Source organism: Streptomyces sp. I05A-00742 (assembly GCF_013055795.1).
Taxonomy (GTDB): Bacteria; Actinomycetota; Actinomycetes; order Streptomycetales; family Streptomycetaceae; genus Streptomyces.
Window position 1 is genome coordinate 67,401 of the sequence record NZ_JABETO010000017.1, and the last position, 21,239, is coordinate 88,639.

The window sequence follows — 21,239 nt, forward strand, 5'->3', positions numbered from 1 at the left end:
CATACGGGCACTGCGCCGAGGAAATGCAGCTCAGCGCAAGCAGCACCTTCCGTGGTCGCGCGGGCATCGCCCGGAAGGCGGACGCCGGACCGTGCGTCAGAACCTCCGCCAGCTGTGCGTCACCATGCCGTCGGCGTCCATCGTCGCCTCGGCCAAGAGGGCTACGCCGTTGAGCTCCGCGAATTCCCCCGCCGAGGCCCGTGCCGTCAGCACGCCCTTGAAGGACACGGCACCATCCGCTCCCACGACGCCTGCGGCACTTCCAAGGAGGACGACCTGGTCCCGCCCGGATTCGGAGGTCACCACGAAACGCGCCGTGGCGGTCTCGGTGCCGTCGGCGTACCGCTTCGAGACATGGGTCGCCACATCAGTGACAGAATTCCCCAGAAGCTGACCACCGCCCGTCCCCGAGTATTCGAGCAGGACGACGTCGTTGTCCACATCGACAACACGCGTGCTATTAATCTTGTTTCGGATGCGTGCTACTTGTCCGCCGGGCATGATCCCCTCCTTGTGTCTACAGCACCAGCACTTGAAACATAGACGAAGCGGGCGGGAGTAAGGAAGCGCGAATAAAGCCAATCTGTGAGCGGCCCCAGCGCCACCAAGCTCCCTCTTCGTTCACGGAGTCAACTGCCGGCAGTTACAGGGGGGGGGGGCTGGAGTCACCTAGCCTGCATGGTTATTTCTCGGCGTCTCCCAAATCCTGGAAAATGGTGTGGCGCGATAAAATCGACCGCATGGAAACAGCGTACAAGGGGCCGGAAGTGGAGGAGGGAGACGTTGCTTCGTGTGGTGCGGTCATTCATTGATCTGCGCATGACGGAGTCCGCTCGGCCGGCCTCCGCAAGGGGTTACCGCAGGTCCGTGGCGAGCGGACGGGTCAACTGGAGTGGCGTGGGGCGGGCGTGAGAGTTGCGGCCCTATGGGTCTCAGCAGCAGAGAGCGGGTGCGGCGGCTGAGCTGTGCCGAAGAATCGGGTGATATCCCCATCAGAACCTTCCGGTGGGGCCTGTGCCGTGTCTGCCGGCAGTAGTTGACGGCAACGTCAGCAGATGAGGGCGGTACACGGTTTCGGTAGCGGAGGCCGATGTGAAGGGCAGCTGCAACTTTCTGATATGGCGCCTTGACGAGGTCTCGGTGCCGTGCGAGATGCAACCACCTCTTCCCAGATACTGGGTGACGGTTCATCGCCGACTTGAACCGGTAGCCCCTGGTCCGGGGCGGATTCACTTGGACTTCGAACAATGACGTAAGGTGCCGTGTCGAACAGGGAAGGTGACTCCGGTGTCGGGTTGCCTGGAGCTCAATGAAGCCTCCAGGCAACCGGCTTGGAGCTCTAGAAGAACCCAAGCTTCTTCGGGCTGTAGGAACAAAGAATGTTCTTCGTCTGCTGGGTGTACAGCAGCCGCACCGCGCTGGACCAGGGGTGACCGTTGGTTCGTGCGGCTCTGGGAGGGGACTGGTCCGGGAATGGTCCGGATCTTGGTCTCTTCGCCACGGCTCTCGTGCAGCTGCTGCGTGTCGATGGTGGACGGCCGACTATCGACCTGACCCGCTACCGCACCGTTTCTTCGGTGCCTTACCACTTCGGATGGGAGACGGTCGCTCCGTCGCCGCACACACGGCGGTGCCGCGCATACGCCGGGCGAGTGAGACCACAGCACTCGGGACTCGTGCTTGGCTGGCCGCGATTCCGGCTTCGCCAACGTAGGCAGGGGCAACTCCGGGGCTCGGAGCGTATGGTCGTCGGTGACGCACTCGGATGGGCATCATCGAGCCGAGCAACGGCGCCCCTTCGGCCCCGTTAGGCGACGTCTGTCCACAGCGGTCGAGCCCGCACCGCTCGTATGAGCAGTGCGGGCCCGACCGCTCCTGGCCCTTTCGGTTCACACCATGCTGGTGGTTGTCGTCTCTATGCTGCGGTACTCAGTTACTCAAGGTCACTTGAGGAGTTCGATGCCGCCGTGGTCTCCGTTTGCGTCGATGTCGGGGTACAGGCCGAGGTTGCCGTTGTTCCAGCTGATCAGGATGTCGTTGACGCGGTCGTCATTGTGGGTGAAGGCGCCGGTGGTCAGGATGTGGGCGTTCTTCCAGGCGGTGCCTGCTTCGCGGATCTTGGTGCGGCCGTGGTAGCCCTTGGCGTCGACGCCCGGGAAGACGCTGGTCTCGCCGTCCTTCCACTGGATGAGGAGGTCGGAGGTCGCCTTGCCGGTGAACTCGCCTGCGCTGATCTGGATGGCGTTCTCCCAGGATTTGGCCGCCGCGGACAGTTGGCTGTAGCCGCTGAGCTCCTTGCTGTGGATGTCGGTGTACAGCGAGGTGGAGCCGTCTTCCCACAGGACCAGGACGTCGTCGCGCAGGCCGTTGCCGCTGTACTTGCCGACGGTGATCAGCCGGGCGTTGTTCCAGAAGTTCTTGGGATCCAGTTTCAGCTTCTTCTTCAGCGTTCTCTCGTCGTGGGCGCCCTTCAGGTCGAGGTGTCCGTACTCGGTCACCTCGGCGTCCGCCCACCGTACGAAGAGTCCGTCGGTGCCGCTGCCGGCGAAGTTTCCTGCCGCGATGGCGCGGGCGTATTTCCAGTCGCTGCCGGCCTTGGCCACTTTGTGCTCGCCCGAGAACGGTGTCTTGGGGTCGGTGCTGTCCGTCCCGGGGAAGATGCTGGCCGAGCCGTCCTTCCAGATCACGAACAGGTCCATGCGGCGCTTGGCCGCCGCGCCGGAGGCGTTGGTGAAGCGGCCGGAGGCCAGGTGAGCGACGTTTTTCCAGTCGGCCTGCTTGAGAACGTCCCGGTAGGCGACGGAATGGATCCATCCGGTGATGTCATCGACCCGGGTGTTCGCGGCGGCCCTGCTGGTCACGGTCTCGTCGGTGCCGAAGCAACCGCCTTGCGCTGACATGCTGTTGATGCCTGCCAGTTCGTAGCGGCCGCCGATCTCCCGGAAGGCCGGGCCGCCGGTGTCCCCTTGGCAGACGGCTGCGTTGGGGGTTTTGCCGGTCAGGTCGATCGAGGTGCTCTTGACCGTGNTCTTGGGGTCGGTGCTGTCCGTCCCGGGGAAGATGCTGGCCGAGCCGTCCTTCCAGATCACGAACAGGTCCATGCGGCGCTTGGCCGCCGCGCCGGAGGCGTTGGTGAAGCGGCCGGAGGCCAGGTGAGCGACGTTTTTCCAGTCGGCCTGCTTGAGAACGTCCCGGTAGGCGACGGAATGGATCCATCCGGTGATGTCATCGACCCGGGTGTTCGCGGCGGCCCTGCTGGTGACGGTTTCTTCGGTGCCGAAGCAACCGCCTTGCGCTGACATGCTGTTGATGCCTGCCAGTTCGTAGCGGCCGCCGATCTCCCGGAAGGCCGGGCCGCCGGTGTCTCCTTGGCAGACGGCTGCGTTGGGGGTTTTGCCGGTCAGGTCGATCGAGGTGCTCTTGACCGTGTCCACGGTGAATCGCGCGTGGTGCAGCCGGTCGGGGACCCATTCGTCGCGGGTCCGTCCGTAACCGGCGACCCACAGGTCCTCACCCGGCAGTACGGTGTTGGCACTGAGGCCGATGGGGCTGAGGCCGTCGACCGGCGTGGCCAGTCGGGCCATGACCAGGTCGCGGTCGGTGCGCGGGACGAGTTCGACGACCTCCACTACGCTGCCGCCGCCACGGGTGAGGTCGGTGCGGCCGATGGTAGCGATCGTGCGCATCTTTGGGGTGCCTGCCTGCACCTTCAGACTCTTCGTGGGGTCGTCGGCGAAGCAGCTGGCGGCGGTGACCAGCCACTGTTCTCCCACCAGCGTGGCTGAGCAGCTGCGCTCTTCTCCGATGTCGAGCTTGGCTGTGAACGTGAACGTATCGTCCTTGGCCGGCTCGCCGACCACCGCGTGCGTGGGAGCGGCGGTCAGCAGGCCTGCCGCCACAGCGGATAGGGCAAGTCCGGTCATCCACGCGGCGCGTGGACGTATACCAGGCATTTTGTTTTCTTCCTCAACGAAATAGTGATGTGGTGGGTCCCGCGGTGGCCAGGCCAAGCGGTCGAACGTGTGGGGTGGCGGATGTGTCAGCCCTTGACGCGGAGCTTGACGAGAACGGCGGGGTTTCCGGTTGGGTTGGCGCCCTGGCCGACCACAGCGGTGTCGTACTTCGACACTCCGACCTCGGTGGTGCGGCCCTCGGTGGTGAGGCTGGCCTGGACGAGGTAATTCCCGGCGGTGATGGAAATGACCTTCGGTATTTCCAGCGTGAGTTGGCCGGACTTCCCGGTTCCCTTGACCTTGAAGCAGTACTTTCCGCGGTCGACGTTGTCCAGGTTGTTGGTGTTGACCACGATGTCCTGCGTCACGGCGCAGTCGGACAGCAGAATATGGCCGTCACCCTTGCGGAGCGCGATTCCACGTTCCTTGAGGATCTTCGCCGCATTGGGGTACTCGAAACCCTCGACCGCATAAGACAGGGCCGGATCGCCAGAGGGGCGAGCCGAAGGGGCTGCCGTGCTGATGGCAGAGCCCACGGCCAGGGCGATGGACGCGGCTCCGGCGACAGCGGCAACGAGCGTTCCGCGCAGGAGAAGCTTCACCAGGCTTTCCTTTCGGTGGAGTTGGCTAACAAGTGAGGCCGCAACGCCAACGCAGGAGCGGCGCCGGTCGAACCTACCACCCTCGACTAGACGTCCGTAGCTGTTGCTGACGCCCCATCGGAATCGTGCATATAACGTTTACCTAAAGCGACTTGACTTTGAGGCGACTCTCGTCACCCAAGCGCCTTTCGGCCGCACCTCTGGTAGGAAGTTGGCTTGATTTCACCGCCAGATACGGTGCCGAGTGGTCCCCCGGCTAGGATTCCGAGGCCCGCTGACTGGATGTCAGCCACCTCAACTAATTCATGAAGGTATTTCGTGAGATACAGACCTTGTTTGAAGGGGATGAGGGGCGCTCCGGCGTTCGTCATACGCCTGCTGTGCATGGCCTTGTTACCGTTGGCACTCCTTACCGGGTTGCTCGGCACCAATCCGGCCAGGGGTGCGGAGGAAGGGAATCCGAATGGTTACGACCTCTCTGACGCGCTGTGGGATACCGACCGCGGCATCGTGGTCGAGCGGTGGTTGACGGGAGGGCCGGGGGTCAAGGCAGCGGCTGAGGCGGCGCTGCTCGGTTCCGATGAGGATGTGCGCCACTTCCTCAACCACGAGAAGAAACTCGCCCAGCTGGGGGATGACCGCGTCGCGACGGCCCAGGTTTACAACATGGGCGGGCCGACGTTGCGTGAGGCCGCTCAGAAGGTGCTGGTCGAAGGATCGGACGAGGAGGTAACGAAGTTTCTCACGGAGGGGTGGCAGACCCCCTTCGAGGCCGATCAGCGCATCCTGGTCGCGCAGGCGGTCAATGAGGGTGGTCCTTCGCTCAAGGAGGCTGGTCAGAAGGCGCTTCTGGGGACGGCCGATGACATGGCCGTGTTCTTGGAGGACAAGCAGTTCATCGCGCGTGAGGCCGATGAACGGCTCCGCTTGGTCCAGATCCTGGGAACCGGTGGCCCTGCTACGAAGGAGGCCGCACAGGTCGCGCTGAAGGGATCGCCCGAGGACGTCCGTGAGTTCCTCGCCGTGGGCCAGCACGTCGCCGCCATGCGTGATCAGGAGCGGGCCAGTGTGGCCCAGCTCGCGCAGCGGGCGAAGGAAGCCGGTCAGGTGGCCAAGAGCCAGACCGAGGCCGCGGAGCGGGCTTCCGAACGGGCCGTGAAGGCATCCGATCTGGCCAAGCAGCAGGCTAAGAAGGCCGCCGAGGAGACCGAGGCTGCGGGTAAGGATACGGCCCGGGCGGCACGTTCGGCCCGGCAGGCCGCGACCGCTGCGCAGGGCGCCGCCACGGCTGCCCAGGAGGCCATTGGTGCGGCGCAGGCGGCCAACTATGCGGCGCGGATGGCGTCAACGGCTGCGGCGAACGCTGCCGCTGCTGCTGCCGGTGCCGCCGAGGCCGCGGCGCGTGCGCGTAACGCCGCCGCCAACGCGGCGAAGGACGCGGGCCGGGCGGGCGACGCGCGCAAGGCAGCCGAAAACGCGTACGCGGCCGCGGAAGCGGCCGACCTGGCCAGGGACGCGGCCAAGCAGGTGGGTGTTGCTTCGAAGGCCGCCGAGAAGGCCGCGGGCGCGGCCGCGAGTGCCAGCGCCAACGCGCAGGTGGCGGCAGGTGAGGCGGACCGGGCCGGCGGTCTTGCCGGAACGGCCGACGCAGAGGCGGCCCAGGCTCGGCAGTGGGCGGCGACCGCCCGAAACCGCGCGGACGAATCCGCCCGTGCGGCCCAGCAGTCGCAGGCGCTGGCCCGTGAGTCGGCAGCGGCAGCGGACGAGGCGGCGAAGGCTGCGGACTCGGCGGCCACGCACGCCCGCAACGCCGGCAAAGCGGCGGAGGAAGCCGCCAAGCACGCCGGGCAGGCATCCACCGCCGCCAAACAATCGGCCCTCCATGCGGCGGAGGCCAAGAAGGCGGCCAACGCCGCGCTTGACGCGGTGAAGACCGCGCGCAAGGTGCAGGAGGTCGCCCGTAAGGTCGAGGCCGAGGAGCTCAAGTCCCGCACCGCGGCCAGGGTCGAGCAGGCCCGGATCCTCAGGATTGAGGGAGAGCGACGCCAGGCCGAAGTGGAGCGCGCCGACAAGGAGCGCAAGGAGCTTGACGAGGAGGCCGACCGCCTCGCCGTCGAAGCGGCCAAGCCCGGCGTCGACGTCAAGGACGCCGCGGCCAGGGGCCGCAAGGTCGCCTTGCGTTCGCTGAAGACCTCGGGCCCCTGGAGCCAGGCCGCTGCCAAGCTCGCCCTCGCCGGTTCCGACGAGGACGTGGTGGAGTACCTGCGGACCGGGCGGCAGGAGGCGCGGCAGGAGGACGAGCGCGCCGATGTCCAGCACCTCGCCGAGGACAGCGGGCTGGAATCCGTTCGCAAGGCGGCCAAGGAAGCACTCAAGGGCGACGCGAAGCAGATAGCCGAGTTCCTGCGCAGCGGTCAGCACGAGGCCGCTCTGGGTGACTACCGCCTGCGCGTGGCGCAGATCGTGCACACCGCGGGCCCGGAGCTGAAGAAGGCCGGCCAGGACGCGCTGCTGGACAGCTCCGCCGACAAGCTCCGCGAATTCCTCAACCGCACCCAGCACATCGCCCGCGAAGCCGACGAACGCACCAGCGCGGCCCAGCTCATCCACACCGGCGGACCCGAGGTCAAGGCAGCCGCCAAGGCCGCTCTCGAGAGTCCGCCGGAACTGCTGCACCAGTTCATCGAGACCGGCCAGTACTCCGCCGCCCGCCTGGACCACCTCACGGCCACCCACGTCGCCACCGTGCAGCAGCTCATCGCGGGCGCCGCACAGACCGCGGCCCTCGCCCAGGAGAACGCGGCCCACGCCGCAGTCGTCGCGGCCACGGCCGCAAAGGCCAGCACGGAAGCGGACGCCGCCGCCAAGCAGGCCAAGGAATACGCCGGCCAGGCCAACACCTTCGCGGGCCAGGCACGCCAGTACGCCAAGGCCGCCGAAGCCTCGGCCGCCGAGGCCGCAAAATCCGCACGAGCCGCCAGCCAAGCAGCACAAGCGGCGGCAGCCGACGCCGAAGCCGCGGAGATCTACGCCGCAAGGGCAGACGTATCGGCCCGGTGGGCTCACGACTCGGCCGACACGGCCTACGCCGCCGCCGCGGACGCCCGCCAGTCCGCCGCACAGGCCGGGCAGGACGCCGCCGCGGCCAAGGACGCCGTCACCAAGATCAAGGTCCGTGTCCGCGACCTGAAGGCCGCGGAAAAGGCCATGAGGGAAGCCCAGGACAAGATCGCCGGCGCCTCCTCAGAGCTGGCCAACAAACTCCTCCAATACAAAAACGTCGAGGAACAGGCCAGCGGTCAGAAGAAGAAGTGCAGCCCCTCGTGGGACCCCAGGTGCTGGACGGGCATCCCCGGCGCGATTGCCTCGATCACGCCACTGAAGGGCGGGTCGGAGTGCTTCCACGCCGACGGAATGTCTCTCAGCTGCTTGGAACTCATCCCGGGCCCGGGCGGAAAAGGCGCAAAGTGGGCCGCCAAGGGCGGAAAGTGGGTCTACGGCAAGTGGGGTAGGAAGGAGGTCGAAAAGGAGCTCGAAAAATCTGCAGGCAGGTCACGACACCTCCCCGGGGCCGACTGCAAGTGCTTCCTGGCCGGCACCAAAGTCCTCATGGGCAACCGCACCACCCGCAACATCGAAGACATCAAGACAGGTGACCAGGTCTTCGCAACCGACCCACTCACCGGCCGAACCGCGCCCCGCCAGGTCACCCGCACGATCGTCACCGACAGCGACAGACATTTCAACGAGCTGACGATCGCAACCCCCAACGGTCCGGCAAAGCTCACCGCCACACACGAACACCCCTTCTGGGTACCGGACAAACACCGCTGGCTCCCCGCCCGCGAACTCACCCCCGGCACCACACTCCGCACCAGCGACGGCACCACCGCCCAAGTCAAGGCCAACCACGCCTACGACCGCCACGCACGCACCTACAACCTCACCGTCGACACCATCCACACGTACTATGTNACCACCGCCCAAGTCAAGGCCAACCACGCCTACGACCGCCACGCACGCACCTACAACCTCACCGTCGACACCATCCACACGTACTATGTGCTGGCAGATGAAACGCCTGTCCTGGTGCATAACTCCAGCGCATGCATTGTGATGTCATCTGCTATCGGCCAGGATTCGCTCCTGACGAAAGCAGCGGAGCAGGCAGGGAAGAATCAGGATGTACAAAGAGACTTGGACCACCTGTTTGAGCAGCTTTCCCGCGGAAACATGAATCCGGGGAGAGGGGGTAAAGCGCTGACTGGCACAGATGTGACGTACGCGCGAGGCCGAAACGGTGGGCGGCTATTCTTCCGGAATATTGACGGCGGCGTACAAATCGTCGGCAAGGCGGACAAAGGCAACGAGCCCAAGGTGATAGCGAGATTGAAGCAGATTTATGGAAAGTGATCACGTCGAACCCGTAGAAGACGACATCTATCATGTCGTCAGGGAACCTGAGTTCACTGCGCTCTTCATGCTCGGTGCTGATGACCAGGCGGAAACGGTAGAGGACGTTGATGCCGAGTTGCGGCTCCCTGACGGCAGCCGGTGGAGTGCAAGTTTCATGACTCTCGGTGCGATCGAAACGGTGATGAATCGATGGAGGGAAACCGGCGAGTATGGCGGTGGAGCTTTCTTCCAGTGTTCTGATCTCGTGATCGTGCCCAAGGGCGGAGTGGCGGCCATGGTCGACGCTTTCCGCGCAATCGTGGCGGAGGGACCGCAGGGGACTCTCGGTGATCTGGAGTAGCACGATTCTGGCCCTCTTGTAGGGTCGTTGCATCGATTCTGGAAGCTCCACCGACGCAGTTCGGTGGAGCTTCCGGTCGTTTGACGGTAACACTGACGGCTCGTCAGCGGACTTCGGCCACAGAGGTCCGGGTGCCCAGTCGGTCGAGGTCGGGCCCTGCGGGCCGGTATGCGAACTTCGTCGCCTGGAAGCGGCGGAATGCGTGAGGCGCTGGCGGTCGGGATGAAGCGGCTCGGGCATGGCGCTCAGATCTTCCGAAGTCCGGCGGACGCAGTGTCGGCCAGTGAAACGGCACTTGAGTAGAGGGCTGATAGTGGTCGCGTCAGGCTGGCGCATGGTGACCATTGAGTTGTGCGGCTACGGTCAACGTCGGCGCGATGCTCTCGTGCGAGTAGCGAGCACGGTGGCATCGACCGTCTCAACGAGCACACCGCGGCCACATCCTTAGCTGGCCGGGGATGCGTGAGGCTTTCACTTCCATTCCCGTGCCCCTTCGGTGTCCGCTCAGCGAGCATTGTTTGAGGCGCCGCAGGCGTCAAGTCCTCATAAGCCAGCTCAGAGCGTCCCGGGGTACTCTTGCGCATCGCTTCGACGTGCAGTGGAAACGCCGGCTGGCCTCGATCGATCGGGTTCATTGGCAGACGAGTGGGTCAGCGGGCGAATCCGGTGCTTCGGAGAACCGCGATGCGCAGGACGCGTCGCCGGTAGAGCAGTCGATGCCGAACTCGGAGTCGGTAGCGGACGCCGATATCGAACGAAAGTCGCGACTTCGCACAATGGCGTAAGGTGTCGAATTTGCCACGGAAGGTGACTCCGGTGTCGGGTTGCCTGGAGCTCAACGAAGCCTCCAGGCAACCGACTTGGAGCTCTAGAAGAACCCAAGCTTCTTCGGGCTGTAGGAACAAAGAAGATTCTTCGTCTGCTGGTAGTGGTCCAGCATCATCCTGTGGCCCTCCCGCCCGATGCCCGACTGCTTGTAGCCGCCGAAAGCGGCGTGGGCCGGGTACTGGTGGTAGCAGTTGGTCCAGACGCGGCCGGCCTGGAGGGCGCGGCCGGTGCGGTAGGCGGTGGAGCCGTCGCGGGTCCAGACGCCGGCGCCGAGGCCGTAGAGGGTGTCGTTGGCGAGGGCGATGGCGTCGTCGAAGTCGGTGAAGGGGGTGACGGCGACGACGGGGCCGAAGATCTCCTCCTGAAAGATGCGCATGCGGTTGGTGCCCTCGAAGATGGTGGGCTCGACGTAGTAGCCGCCCTTGAGGTCGCCGCCGGGGTCGGTGCGGTGGCCGCCGGTGAGGAGGCGGGCGCCTTCCTGCTTGCCGATGTCGAAGTAGGAGAGGATCTTCTCCAGTTGGTCGTTGGACGCCTGGGCGCCGATCATGGTGTCGGTGTCGAGGGGGTGGCCCGGGAGGATCGCCTCGGTGCGGGCGATGCCGGCGGCGAGGAAGTCGGCGTAGTGGCCGCGCTGGATGAGGGCGCGGGAGGGGCAGGTGCAGACCTCGCCCTGGTTGAGGGCGAACATGGTGAAGCCTTCGAGGGCCTTGTCGAGGAAGTCGTCGTCGGCGGCGGAGACGTCGTCGAAGAAGATGTTGGGGCTCTTGCCGCCGAGTTCGAGGGCCACCGGGCGGAGGTTCTCGGAGGCGTACTGCATGATCAGGCGGCCGGTGGTGGTCTCGCCGGTGAAGGCGATCTTGGCAACGCGGGGGCTGGAGGCGAGGGGCTTGCCGGCTTCCACGCCGAAGCCGTTGACGATGTTCAGCACGCCCGGGGGGAGGAGGTCGGCGACGAGGTCCAGCCAGACGTGGATCGAGGCGGGGGTCTGCTCGGCCGGTTTGAGGACGACCGCGTTGCCGGCGGCGAGTGCCGGGGCGAGTTTCCAGGCGGCCATCAGGAGGGGGAAGTTCCACGGGATGATCTGGGCGACGACGCCGAGCGGCTCGTGGAAGTGGTAGGCGACGGTGTCCTCGTCGAGCTCGGACAGGCTGCCCTCCTGGGCGCGTAACGCGCCCGCGAAGTAGCGGAAGTGGTCGATGGCCAGCGGTATGTCGGCGGCCAGGGTCTCGCGGACGGGCTTGCCGTTCTCCCAGGACTCGGCGACGGCGAGCGCTTCGAGGTGCTCCTCCATGCGGTCGGCGATCCGGAGCAGGACCGCCGCGCGGTCGGCCGGGGCGGTGCGGCCCCAGGCGGGGGCCGCGGCGTGGGCGGCGTCCAGGGCACGCTCGACGTCCTCCGCGGTGCCGCGGGCGATCTCGGTGAAGGGCTGTCCGTTCACCGGGGTCGGGTTCTCGAAGTAGCCGCCTCTGACGGGGGCCTCGTAGGCGCCGCCGATCCAGTGGTCGTAGCGCGGGCGGTACGAGACGATCGCGTCGGGGGAGCCGGGGGACGCGTAACGGGGCATGCGGCCAACCTCCTTGAGCACGGCCGCCCGCACTGTCGCGGGCGGCGACGCCGGATCGCTACCCACGTGCCGCTTGCGGTAGGCCCCGTTCGTGTGGTGTACACATCAGCAGGGTGGTGCGCGGTACGCGCGCCGCCCTGACGCGCAACGCATGGAACCGAACGGAACGGACGGACCCAGCCCATGAACAAGAAGGTGCTCGCCGACATAGCCGAGCGCACCATCGCCGCCTACCTCACCACCTTCCTCGGCCTCCTCATCACCGACGGGTTCGACCTGACCGACATCTCCGCCCTCAGGGCCGCCGCCATCGCGGCGATCCCCGCCGGCCTCTCGGTGATCAAGGGCGCCCTCGGCCGCTACGTCGGGGACAAGGACAGCGCGGCGTGGCTGCCCAGCCGGAACCGGCGCAAGGGGACGACCCCGAAGGCGAAGACGGAGCGGCCGGCCAAGTCGTGACGGATCAGCCGGCGGAGCCGTCCCGACCGTAGCGTGCGGCGGCCTCGCGGACCGTCTCCGGCTTGACGTCACCCCGGCGCGCCAGCGCGCCGAGCGCCGCCACCGCGATCGACCGCGGGTCGACGCCGAAGTGCCGGCGGGCCGCCTCCCGGGTGTCGGAGAGGCCGAAGCCGTCCGTACCGAGCGACGTCCAGTCCTGCTCGACCCAGGGGGCGATCTGGTCGGGAACCGCTCGCATCCAGTCGCTGACCGCCAGCACCGGTCCCGGGGCGCCGTGCAGGGCGCGGGTGACGTACGGGACCCGCTCCTCGCCCCGGAGCCGGGCCGCGTCGCAGTCCAGGGCGTCGCGGCGGAGCTCGGTCCAGGACGGCGCGGACCAGACGTCGGCGGCGACGCCCCAGTCGTCGGCGAGCAGCCGCTGGGCCTCCAGGGCCCAGTGGACGGCCGTGCCGGAGGAGAGGAGCTGCAGCCGGGGGGCGTCGGCGGGGAGGCCGGTGGCCTCGCGGTAGCGGTAGAGGCCCTTGAGGATCCCTTCCTCCACCCCGGGCGGCATCGGCGGCTGGACCTTGGGCTCGTTGTAGACGGTGAGGTAGTAGAAGACGTCCTCGGCCGCCGGGCCGAACATCCGCCGCAGGCCGTCGCGGACGATCACCGCCACCTCGTACGCGAACGCGGGGTCGTAGCTGATCGCCGCGGGGTTGGTGGAGGCGATCAGGTGGGAGTGGCCGTCGGCGTGCTGGAGGCCTTCGCCGGTCATCGTGGTGCGTCCGGCGGTCGCTCCGATGATGAAACCGCGCCCCAACTGATCGGCCAGCGCCCAGAACTGATCGGCCGTGCGCTGCCAGCCGAACATCGAGTAGAAGATGTAGAACGGGATCATGGGCTCGCCGTGCGTCGCGTACGAGGTCGCGGCAGCGGTGAAGGAGGCCAGTGAACCGGCCTCGGTGATGCCCTCGTTGAGGATCTGGCCGTCCCTCGCCTCCTTGTAGTAGAGGAGCTGGTCGCGGTCCACGGGGTCGTAGGTCTGCCCGGACGGCGAGTAGAGGCCCGCCGAGGGGAACAGGGACTCCATGCCGAAGGTGCGGGCCTCGTCCGGGACGACCGGGACCCAGCGCCTGCCCGTCTCCTCCTTCATCAGGTCCTTCACCAGGCGGATGAACGCCATGGTGGTGGCGATCTCCTGGTTGCCCGAACCCTTGGCCAGGGCCGCGAAGGGCTTGGGGCCCGGCTCCGGCAGCGGCGCGGGGGCCGTCCTGCGGGCCGGGACCGGGCCGCCGAGGGCCGCGCGGCGCTCGCGCAGGTACCGGACCTCGGGGGAGTCCTCGCCGGGGTGGGCGTACGGCACCAGCTCGTCGTCGAGCGCCCGGTCGGGGATGGGCAGGTCGAGCAGGTCCCGCAGGGCGCGGAACTCCTTGCCCGACAGCTTCTTCATCTGGTGGTTGGCGTTCCTGGACTCGAAGCCGGGGCCGAGCGTGTGCCCCTTGACCGTCTGGACGAGGACGACGGTCGGCGCCCCCCGGTGCTCGACGGCGGCCCGGTAGGCGGCGTAGACCTTGCGCGGCTCGTGCCCCGCGCGGGACGAGCGGAACAGCTCCAGCACCTCCGCGTCACCGAGCCCGGCGCCGAGCGCGCGCAGCTCCGGGACGGCGCCGAAGAAGTGGTCGCGGACGTAGCCGGCGTCCCGGGCGGCGTAGGTCTGGAACTGGGCGTCCGGGACCTCACGCAGCCTGCGGACGAGGGCGCCCGTCGTGTCCCGGGCGAGGATGCCGTCCCACGCGGTGCCCCACAGGGACTTGACCACGTTCCAGCCCGCCGCCCGGAACTGTGCCTCCAGCTCCTGCACGATCTTGAAGTTGGGGCGGACGGGCCCGTCGAGGCGCTGGAGGTTGCAGTTGATGACGAAGGTGAGGTTGTCCAGGCGCTCGCGGGCGGCGAGGGCGAGGGCGGCTGTCGACTCCGGCTCGTCCATCTCGCCGTCGCCGAGGAAGGCCCACACCCGGGAACGCGAGGTGTCCTTGATGCCGCGGTGCTCCAGGTAGCGGTTGAAGCGCGCCTGGTAGATCGCGGAGAGCGGGCCCAGCCCCATCGACACCGTGGGGAACTCCCAGAACCAGGGCAGCCGGCGCGGGTGCGGGTAGGACGGCAGGCCGTCGCCGCCCGCCTCCTGGCGGAAGCGGTCGAGCCGGTCCTCGCTGATCCGGCCCTCCAGGAAGGCCCGGGCGTAGACGCCGGGGGAGGCGTGGCCCTGGAAGTAGAGCTGGTCACCGCTGCCGTCGGCCTCCTTGCCCCGGAAGAAGTGCTGGAAGCCCGTCTCGTAGAGCCAGGCGGCCGAGGCGTAGGTCGCCATGTGGCCGCCGAGCCCGGCGCGCTGGTTGCCGCGGGTCACCATGGCCGCCGCGTTCCACCGGTTCCAGGCGGTGATGCGGCGCTCCATGTCCTCGTCGCCGGGGTGGGCGGGCTCCTCGGCGGTGGGGACGGTGTTGACGTACGGGGTCTCCAGGAGCGGGGGGAGGTCCACTCCCGTCCGGCCGGCGTGCTCGGTCATCCGGCGCAGCAGGTGCGCGGTCCGGTGCGGCCCTCCGGTCCGGCCGGCGGAGTCCAGGGACTCCAGCCACTCGGCGACCTCGGTGGGGTCCTGGTCGGGCAGCTGGTCGAGTTGGGACATGGGTGATCCCCCCTTCACATTCCCCGGTGCGTTGTTGCCGGGTGGGTGTTCCGATGAGTGGAATGGAAATTCCGACATCGACGCTAGGTGGCCGATGTCGACGAGGTCAATGGTTACTCGCGAGTAATGATCGATGATCGATCATTTTTTGAGGACGAGGAGGGCAGGAGGGACAGAAAAGCGGAAGCGCCCCTTTCACACGGGGTGCGACCGGCGCACCCCAACCCGGCCCCCGCACACGCTCCCGCCCGCCGGCCCGCCGCCCCACACTGAGCGTGCGAGTCCCATTGGCGCGACGGGACCGGACTGCCGGTCTTCCCCCCGAGCCGGCGGCCCGCCGCCCCGTACCGCCGGGCGGACGGTACGGGGCGGAGCCGTGCCCCGAAAGGGGAGGGGGCCGTACGCGCGAACATGCGCACCCCGCCGTCGCGCCACGCGGCGCGGGTGCAACGATGTGCACGTCATGAGTGCAGCACAGCAGGCGGGGCAGGCACCGCGCGCACTGCGGGCCGCGATGTTCGCGGCGGTCTGTGTGCTGCTCGCCGCGCTGGGGCACGCGCTCATGTCCGGGACCGACGTCCCGTGGTGGGCGATACTCGCCGCGCTGTCCGGCACGGGCGGCTGCGCCTGGTTCCTCGCGGGGCGCGAGCGCGGGCCGCTGCTGATCACGCTCGCCACCGTGGGCGCGCAGACGGCCCTGCACTTCTTCTTCACGCTGTCGCAGAACGTCTCCCTGGCAGGGGACGCCGCGGCCCACGGCACCGGCGCGTCACCGGGGACCGGCCTGCTGACGCGGCTGACGTGCGGAGCCGTCCCGGCGACGACCGCCGGCCACGGCACGGGCGGCCCGTCGGACGGCATGCCGATGGGCGGGATGTCCCCGGGCGACATGCCCATGGGCGGAGCCTCCCCGGACGGGACGTCGATGGGCGGGATGTCCATGGACGGGATGTCCATGGGCGGCGCGCACATGGACATGATGGGCATGCACGGTGTCCACGGCCCCGTCGGCATGTGGTCCGCCCACCTCCTCGTCGCCCTCGTCTGCGGCCTCTGGCTGTCCGGCGGCGAACAGGCCGCCTTCCGGCTCGGACGAGCCGTCGGCGCCCGGCTCTTCGCCCCGCTGCTCCTCCTCTTCCACGACCCGGCCCCCGGCCCCAGGCCCCCGCGGATCCGCGCGGGACTGGCCCGCGCCGCGCAGCGGCTGCGCCGGATGCTGTACGCGTACGCCCTGATCACCAGGGGTCCACCGGCCGTCCACGCCGTCGGCTGCTGAACCCCTGACCACCCCCGTCCGCCCGGTCGCACCGCGCGGACCCGTCGGGGTGCTTCCGCCGGCGGCCACCGGACAGGCCGTGACAACGTTCCCGGGCCGTCCGCCGCCCCGCGGCCGGAGGCCCGGATTCCAGGAAGGACCCCGGGCAATGACCCCTGCCCGCCATCAGGACGTGCCGCGCCGGCACGTCCCGCCCTCGGCCGCCGCGCCGACTCCCCGTTCAGCCGAGGCCGAGCCGACCTCTCCCCGTTCAGCCGAGGCCGAGCCGACCTCCCCCCGTTCAGCCGACGCCACGCCGACCGCACTCCGTTCAGCCGACGCCGAGCCGTGCCGCCAGCACCTTCAGCCGGCGGGCCCGCTGGTCCCACCGGTGACAGTCGGCGCAGCCCCGCACATGCGTCTCCAGCGCCGGGCCGGAGACCCCGGGCGGCGGTGCCTCGCCGTCGATGCGGGCGGACAGGGCGGTACGTACGTCGCTGCAGTGCACCCCGCCATCGTCCCCGGCACCGGTACGCCCGGAGCCACCGGCCCCCGCGCGGGAGGCCGCCGTGCGTGACGACGAGACGGTGACCGCCTGGGCGCTCGCCGCCCGCGGCGGTGACGCCGACGCGGTGGAACGCTTCATCCGCGCCACGCAGCTGGACGTCCGCCGGTACGTGGCCCGGCTGAGCAACGACCCGCAGGGCGCCGACGACCTGGTGCAGGAGACGTACCTGCGCGCCCTGCGCTCCCTGCCGCGCTTCGAAGGGCGGTCCTCCGCCCGCACCTGGCTGCTGTCGATCGCCCGCCGCACGGTCGTCGACCGGCTCCGCTTCCTCGCGGCGCGGCCCCGGCTGTCGGACACGGACGACTGGCAGTCGGCGGCGGAACGCACCCAGTCCGCCGTGCTGCCCGGCTTCGACGAGGGCGTCGCCCTGTCACAACTGCTCGACCGGCTGCCCTACGAGCGCCGCGAGGCCTTCGTCCTGACCCAGATGCTCGGCCTGCCGTACGCGGAAGCCGCGCTCGTCGCCGGCTGCCCGATCGGCACCGTGCGCTCGCGCGTGGCGCGGGCGCGGGAGGCGCTGATCGGGCAGCTGGAGACGGCGGAGCGGGAGGGAGTGGCGGGGGTGCCCGTACTGGCCGGTGCGGGGGCCGGCTGCTGACCGGTCCGGTCCCGTGGACCGCCGCCCCGGACTGTTCCGGGGCGGCGGTTCCCCGTCCGGCCCGTCGGCGTGAGCTTGGACGGGAAGGCCGCCGGACGGGCCGACTTCGCGCCGCGCCCCGGTGGGCCGCCGCGCCTCCGCCGTCCACCGGTCGCAGACTGGGCGCGACAACCGGTCCGCGGACGGCAGGGAGGCGGTGGCCGGTGGAAACCCGGGTCACGGAGATCGCGCCGGACATCTACCGGCTCTCCACCTACGTGGACGAGGCCGGACTCCTGTTCAACCAGTTCCTGGTCGACGCCGAGGACCCGCTGCTCTTCCACTGCGGGCTGCGCGCGCTGTTCCCCCCGGTGTCGGAGGCCGTCGCCCGCGTTGTCCCGGTGGACCGCCTCCGCTGGATCACCTTCGGGCACGTCGAGGCCGACGAATGCGGATCCCTGAACTCCTGGCTTGCCGCCGCGCCCCGGGCGGAGGTCGCCCACGGCACCATGGGGTGCCTGGTGTCGGTCAACGACATGGCGGACCGCACGCCGCGGCCCCTGCGCGACGGCGAGGTGCTCGACCTGGGCGGCAGACGGGTCCGCCGGCTGGAGACCCCGCACGTCCCGCACGGCTGGGACGCCGGGCTGCTGTACGAGGAGACCACCGGGACCCTGCTCTGCGGTGACCTCTTCACCGGCCTGGGCGACGCTCCCGCCCTGACGGAGCGGGACATCGTCTCCCCGGCCCTGGCCGCCGAGGACGCCTTCGGGGCCACCTGTCTGACGGCCGCCACCGCCCCGACCATCCGCCGGCTCGCCGGTCTCCGGCCGTCCGCGCTGGGCCTGATGCACGGCCCCTCGTACACCGGCGACTGCGGCCGGGCACTGCTCGACCTCGCGACGGCGTACGAGGAGCGGTTCGAACGGTCCCGGGAACGGGCGGGCGGGCCGTGAGCCGGTAAGCCCGTCACCTCCGCGGCACCGCCCCGCTTCCCGCCCGGACGACCTCCGCCTCGACCCGTACGGTGCCGCTCTCGCGGAAGCGCAGGGTGAGGGGCAGCCGGTCGCCGACCTTCAGACGGGGCGGGGAGGTGATCATGATGTCGGTGCCGTGCGGGGACATGGCGAGCACGTCGCGGGCGGGCACGGGCACCGAACGGATCATCTCCATGTTGCCGGCCCCGTCCTTGACGACCGTGCGGGCGAGCATGGCGCCACGCGCCGACGGGGCGGTGACGGAGAGCAGTTCGTCGTCCACGTCGCCGCGGTTGCGGAGCCGGACGAAGGCGGCGGTGTCGTCCGCGCCGAAGGGGACGAGGACGCGGGCGTCCTCGGCGGTCACGTCGGCGGGCCGGCCGGCCGCGCCGGAGGCCGTCCAGGCGCCGAGGCCGCCGAGGGTGACCACGCAGGCGGCGAAGGGGACGAGCGCGGCCTTGGCCGCCTGTGCCACGGGGTTTGTCATGCCACGGCCTTCCGGGGAGCGCTCTTGCGGGTGGGGGCGGGCGCCGGCTGCCAGCCGCGGAGCCGCAGGCTGTTGCCGACCACGAGGAGGGAGCTGACGGACATCGCCGCGGCCGCGACCATGGGGCTGAGCAGCCCCACGGCGGCCAGCGGCACGGTCACCAGGTTGTAGCCGAAGGCCCAGGCGAGGTTGGACCGCACGGTCAGTGAGGTGCGGCGGGCCAGCCGCACCGCGTCGGCCAGGGCGCCCATGTCCTCGCGGACCAGGGTCACATCGGCCGCGCCGATGGCCGCGTCGGTGCCGCTGCCCATGGCGATGCCGAGGTCGGCGCCGGCCAGGGCGGCGGTGTCGTTGACGCCGTCGCCGATGACCGCGACCCGGTGGCCCTTCTCCCGCAGGGCCCGGACGAGGTCCGCCTTGCCCTCCGGCGTGACCTTGGAGTGCACCTCGGCGATGCCCAGTTCGGCGGCGACGGCCCGGGCGGCGGCCTCGCCGTCACCGGTGGCGAGCACGGGCCGCAGGCCGAGCCGCTTGAGGTGGTCGACGGCGCGGTAGCTGCCCGCGCGGACCGTGTCGCCGAGGGCGAGAACGGCCTCGGGGGTGCCCTCGACCCGGACGACGACGACCGTCCGCCCGTCCCGTTCGGCGCGCCGCGCCGCGTCGGCGAGGGCGTCGGGGAGGCCGTCCGCCTCGGCCCGCGCGACCTCGACGCGCTTGCCGTCCACCACGGCCCGGACGCCCACGCCCGCGGTGGCCGCGAAGTCCTCGGCGACGGGCAGGGGCCCGTCCTCCTCCGCCAGACCGTGGGCGTGGACGGCGCGGCCCACCGGGTGTTCCGAACCGGCCTCGGCCGCCGCCGCGTACCGCAGGGCGGCGTCCGGGCCGCAGCCGCCCTCGCGGGCGGTCACCTCCGTGACCGTCATCGAGCCGGTGGTGAGCGTGCCCGTCTTGTCGAGGACGACCGTGTCGACCCGGCGCAGCCCCTCCAGCGCCTGCGGGCCGCTGACCAGGATGCCCAGCCCGGCGCCCCGGCCGGTCGCGGCGAGCAGGGCCGTCGGGGTGGCCAGGCCCAGGGCACAGGGGCAGGCGACGACGAGGACGGCGACGGCCGAGGTGATCGCGGCCTGCGGGGACGCCCCCGCGCCCAGCCAGAAGCCGAGGACCGTGACGGCGACCGACATGACCGCGGGCACGAAGACGCCGGCGATCGCGTCGGCGAGGCGCTGCACACGGGCCTTGCCCGCCTGCGCGTCCTCCACCAGCCGGGTGATGCGCGCGAGTTGGGTGTCCGCGCCGACCGCCTCCGCCCGGACCTCCAGCAGCCCGCCGGAGTTGACGGCCCCGCCGATCACGGCCGTGCCGGGGGTGACGTCGACGGGCGCGCTCTCGCCCGTCACCAGCGACAGGTCCAGGGCCGAACCGCCGGACACCACCGTGCCGTCGGTGGCGACGCGCTCGCCGGGGCGGACCAGGAAGCGGTCGCCGACCCGCAGTTCGGCGACGGGGATCCGGCGCTCCGCGCCGTCCGCCGCCCGGACGACGACGTCCTTGGCGGCGAGGGAGGCGAGCGCCCGCAGGGCCGAGCCGGTGCCGGCCCGGGCCCGGGACTCCAGCAGGCGGCCGGTCAGCACGAACAGCGGTACGGCGACGACCGCTTCGAGGTAGACGTCCGCCGTGCCCGGCACGGTCTCGGGCCACAGCGTGAACGGCATCCGCATGTCCGGATCCCCGGCGCCGCCGAAGAAGAGGGCGTAGACCGACCAGGCGTAGGAGGCCAGGACGCCGAGCGAGACGAGCGTGTCCATCGTCGCCGCCGCGCCCCGCAGCCCGCGCAGCGCCTTGGCGTGGAACGGCCAGGCGCCCCACGCCGCGACGGGCGTGGCCAGGGCGAAGCACAGCCACTGCCAGTTGCGGAACTGGAGGGCGGGCGCCATGGAGATGACCAGGACCGGTACCGAGAGCAGGGCCGTGATCAGCAGCCGGGGGAGAGGTGAGGGCCCGTCGGCGGCCTCCCCTTCGGCCTCCCCGGGCTCGGGCCGGGGCAGGGCGGCCGTGAAGCCGGCGCCCTCCACCACCGCCATGAGCTCCTCGGCGGTCACGGCCGCCGGGTGGCTGACCCGGGCGCGTCCCGTGGCGAGGTTGACGCTGGCGGTCACCCCGTCCAGCCGCCCCAGCTTCTTCTCGACGCGGGCGACGCAGGCCGCGCAGGTCATACCGCCGACGAGGATCTCGGTCTCGGCGGGCGCCGGCGAGGAGTGCGGCGCGCTCTTCGTGGTCGTGGTGCTCATCAGTGCCCCATCCCGGGCATGCCGTCCATGCCGCCGCCCCCGCCGCCGGACCCCGGGTCGGACGCCGGGCCGCCCCCGTCACGATGCATGCCGGGGGAGACGGGACCGGCCACCGACCCGGCGGCGTACGCGACGCCGAACAGGGCGGCGAGCAGCAGGACGAAGCCGGTCAGGAGGGTGTACGGGCTGAGGGAATGACGTGGGGTCATCGCCGCATCGTGACACGGCGGGGGCCGCCCGCCGCAGCCGGACAGCCGGGT

The 21,239-nt window shown here is 69.9% G+C and carries 15 protein-coding genes; 6 read left to right on the forward strand and 9 right to left on the reverse strand.

Annotated features, from left to right (window positions below; all coding sequences use genetic code 11):
- Positions 1–96: 96 nt before the first annotated feature.
- The 3 genes from HN013_RS17935 to HN013_RS17945 all read right to left on the reverse strand — a co-directional run bounded on the left by HN013_RS17935 (position 97) and on the right by HN013_RS17945 (position 4,555).
- Positions 97–501, reverse strand: coding sequence for a hypothetical protein (locus tag HN013_RS17935; RefSeq protein ID WP_171167355.1), 405 nt, complete (start codon positions 499–501; stop codon positions 97–99).
- A 1,442-nt stretch (positions 502–1,943) separates the two neighbouring features.
- Positions 1,944–3,899, reverse strand: a complete 1,956-nt coding sequence (locus HN013_RS17940) for a trypsin-like serine protease (RefSeq protein ID WP_312018636.1) — start codon at positions 3,897–3,899, stop codon at positions 1,944–1,946.
- A gap of 140 nt (positions 3,900–4,039) precedes the next feature.
- Entirely contained in the window at positions 4,040–4,555 is a 516-nt protein-coding gene (locus HN013_RS17945) for a hypothetical protein (protein ID WP_312018637.1), read from the reverse strand.
- A 384-nt stretch (positions 4,556–4,939) separates the two neighbouring features.
- Between HN013_RS17945 and HN013_RS32395 the strand changes: the two genes are divergently transcribed.
- Both HN013_RS32395 and HN013_RS17985 read left to right on the forward strand, forming a co-directional pair.
- A complete protein-coding gene (locus tag HN013_RS32395) occupies positions 4,940–8,968 on the forward strand; it encodes a polymorphic toxin-type HINT domain-containing protein (protein WP_212764487.1) in 4,029 nt (1,342 codons plus the stop codon).
- Positions 8,958–9,311 (forward strand): hypothetical protein, encoded by a 354-nt coding sequence (locus tag HN013_RS17985; protein ID WP_171167356.1) that lies wholly within the window; start codon positions 8,958–8,960, stop codon positions 9,309–9,311. The genes HN013_RS32395 and HN013_RS17985 overlap by 11 nt, the downstream gene beginning before the upstream one ends.
- 868 nt (positions 9,312–10,179) lie before the next feature.
- Here HN013_RS17985 and HN013_RS17990 read toward each other — a convergent pair.
- Positions 10,180–11,703: an aldehyde dehydrogenase family protein gene (locus HN013_RS17990; RefSeq protein WP_171167357.1), complete on the reverse strand. Its 1,524-nt coding sequence runs from the start codon at positions 11,701–11,703 to the stop codon at positions 10,180–10,182.
- 183 nt (positions 11,704–11,886) lie between these two features.
- Between HN013_RS17990 and HN013_RS17995 the strand changes: the two genes are divergently transcribed.
- On the forward strand, positions 11,887–12,162 hold the full coding sequence (locus HN013_RS17995) for a holin (RefSeq protein ID WP_171167359.1): 276 nt from the start codon (positions 11,887–11,889) through the stop codon (positions 12,160–12,162).
- A 4-nt stretch (positions 12,163–12,166) separates the two neighbouring features.
- Here the strand turns inward: HN013_RS17995 and aceE are convergent, their stop codons facing one another.
- On the reverse strand, positions 12,167–14,827 hold the full coding sequence (aceE, locus tag HN013_RS18000) for a pyruvate dehydrogenase (acetyl-transferring), homodimeric type (protein ID WP_171167361.1): 2,661 nt from the start codon (positions 14,825–14,827) through the stop codon (positions 12,167–12,169).
- 463 nt (positions 14,828–15,290) lie between these two features.
- Here aceE and HN013_RS18005 point away from each other — a divergent pair, with 463 nt between their 5' ends.
- On the forward strand, positions 15,291–16,103 hold the full coding sequence (locus HN013_RS18005) for a PE-PGRS family protein (RefSeq protein ID WP_249375110.1): 813 nt from the start codon (positions 15,291–15,293) through the stop codon (positions 16,101–16,103).
- 310 nt (positions 16,104–16,413) lie between these two features.
- Here HN013_RS18005 and HN013_RS33085 read toward each other — a convergent pair whose 3' ends face one another.
- Positions 16,414–16,590 carry a zf-HC2 domain-containing protein gene (locus HN013_RS33085; RefSeq protein WP_171167363.1) on the reverse strand — a complete coding sequence of 59 codons (177 nt, stop codon included), beginning with the start codon at positions 16,588–16,590 and terminating at the stop codon, positions 16,414–16,416.
- Positions 16,591–16,651: 61 nt separating this feature from the next.
- Here HN013_RS33085 and HN013_RS18015 point away from each other — a divergent pair, with 61 nt between their 5' ends.
- Both HN013_RS18015 and HN013_RS18020 read left to right on the forward strand, forming a co-directional pair.
- Positions 16,652–17,248 (forward strand): sigma-70 family RNA polymerase sigma factor, encoded by a 597-nt coding sequence (locus tag HN013_RS18015; RefSeq protein ID WP_171167365.1) that lies wholly within the window; start codon positions 16,652–16,654, stop codon positions 17,246–17,248.
- A 203-nt stretch (positions 17,249–17,451) separates the two neighbouring features.
- A complete protein-coding gene (locus HN013_RS18020) occupies positions 17,452–18,183 on the forward strand; it encodes an MBL fold metallo-hydrolase (RefSeq protein WP_171167367.1) in 732 nt (243 codons plus the stop codon).
- Between the two features lie 13 nt (positions 18,184–18,196).
- On the opposite strand, the gene HN013_RS18025 is transcribed toward HN013_RS18020, so the two are convergent.
- From HN013_RS18025 to HN013_RS18035, 3 genes are read right to left on the reverse strand one after another with little or no spacing between them, the layout of a single operon-like run.
- Positions 18,197–18,691, reverse strand: a complete 495-nt coding sequence (locus tag HN013_RS18025) for a copper chaperone PCu(A)C (RefSeq protein ID WP_171167369.1) — start codon at positions 18,689–18,691, stop codon at positions 18,197–18,199.
- Positions 18,688–20,979 carry a cation-translocating P-type ATPase gene (locus tag HN013_RS18030; protein ID WP_171167371.1) on the reverse strand — a complete coding sequence of 764 codons (2,292 nt, stop codon included), beginning with the start codon at positions 20,977–20,979 and terminating at the stop codon, positions 18,688–18,690. Before HN013_RS18030 ends, HN013_RS18025 begins: the two co-directional genes overlap by 4 nt.
- Positions 20,979–21,188: a hypothetical protein gene (locus tag HN013_RS18035; protein ID WP_171167373.1), complete on the reverse strand. Its 210-nt coding sequence runs from the start codon at positions 21,186–21,188 to the stop codon at positions 20,979–20,981. Before HN013_RS18035 ends, HN013_RS18030 begins: the two co-directional genes overlap by 1 nt.
- Between the last annotated feature and the right edge of the window lie 51 nt (positions 21,189–21,239).

Bases quoted from the DNA above. Each gene is read 5' to 3' on its own strand.
- HN013_RS17985 (WP_171167356.1), top strand. From the start codon at position 8,958: ATGGAAAGTGATCACGTCGAACCCGTAGAAGACGACATCTATCATGTC.
- HN013_RS17995 (WP_171167359.1), top strand. From the start codon at position 11,887: ATGAACAAGAAGGTGCTCGCCGACATAGCCGAGCGCACCATCGCCGCC.
- aceE (WP_171167361.1), bottom strand. From the start codon at position 14,827: ATGTCCCAACTCGACCAGCTGCCCGACCAGGACCCCACCGAGGTCGCC.
- HN013_RS18035 (WP_171167373.1), bottom strand. From the start codon at position 21,188: ATGACCCCACGTCATTCCCTCAGCCCGTACACCCTCCTGACCGGCTTC.
- HN013_RS18025 (WP_171167369.1), bottom strand. From the start codon at position 18,691: ATGACAAACCCCGTGGCACAGGCGGCCAAGGCCGCGCTCGTCCCCTTC.
- HN013_RS17990 (WP_171167357.1), bottom strand. From the start codon at position 11,703: ATGCCCCGTTACGCGTCCCCCGGCTCCCCCGACGCGATCGTCTCGTAC.
- HN013_RS18005 (WP_249375110.1), top strand. From the start codon at position 15,291: ATGAGTGCAGCACAGCAGGCGGGGCAGGCACCGCGCGCACTGCGGGCC.
- HN013_RS18030 (WP_171167371.1), bottom strand. From the start codon at position 20,979: ATGAGCACCACGACCACGAAGAGCGCGCCGCACTCCTCGCCGGCGCCC.
- HN013_RS17935 (WP_171167355.1), bottom strand. From the start codon at position 501: ATGCCCGGCGGACAAGTAGCACGCATCCGAAACAAGATTAATAGCACG.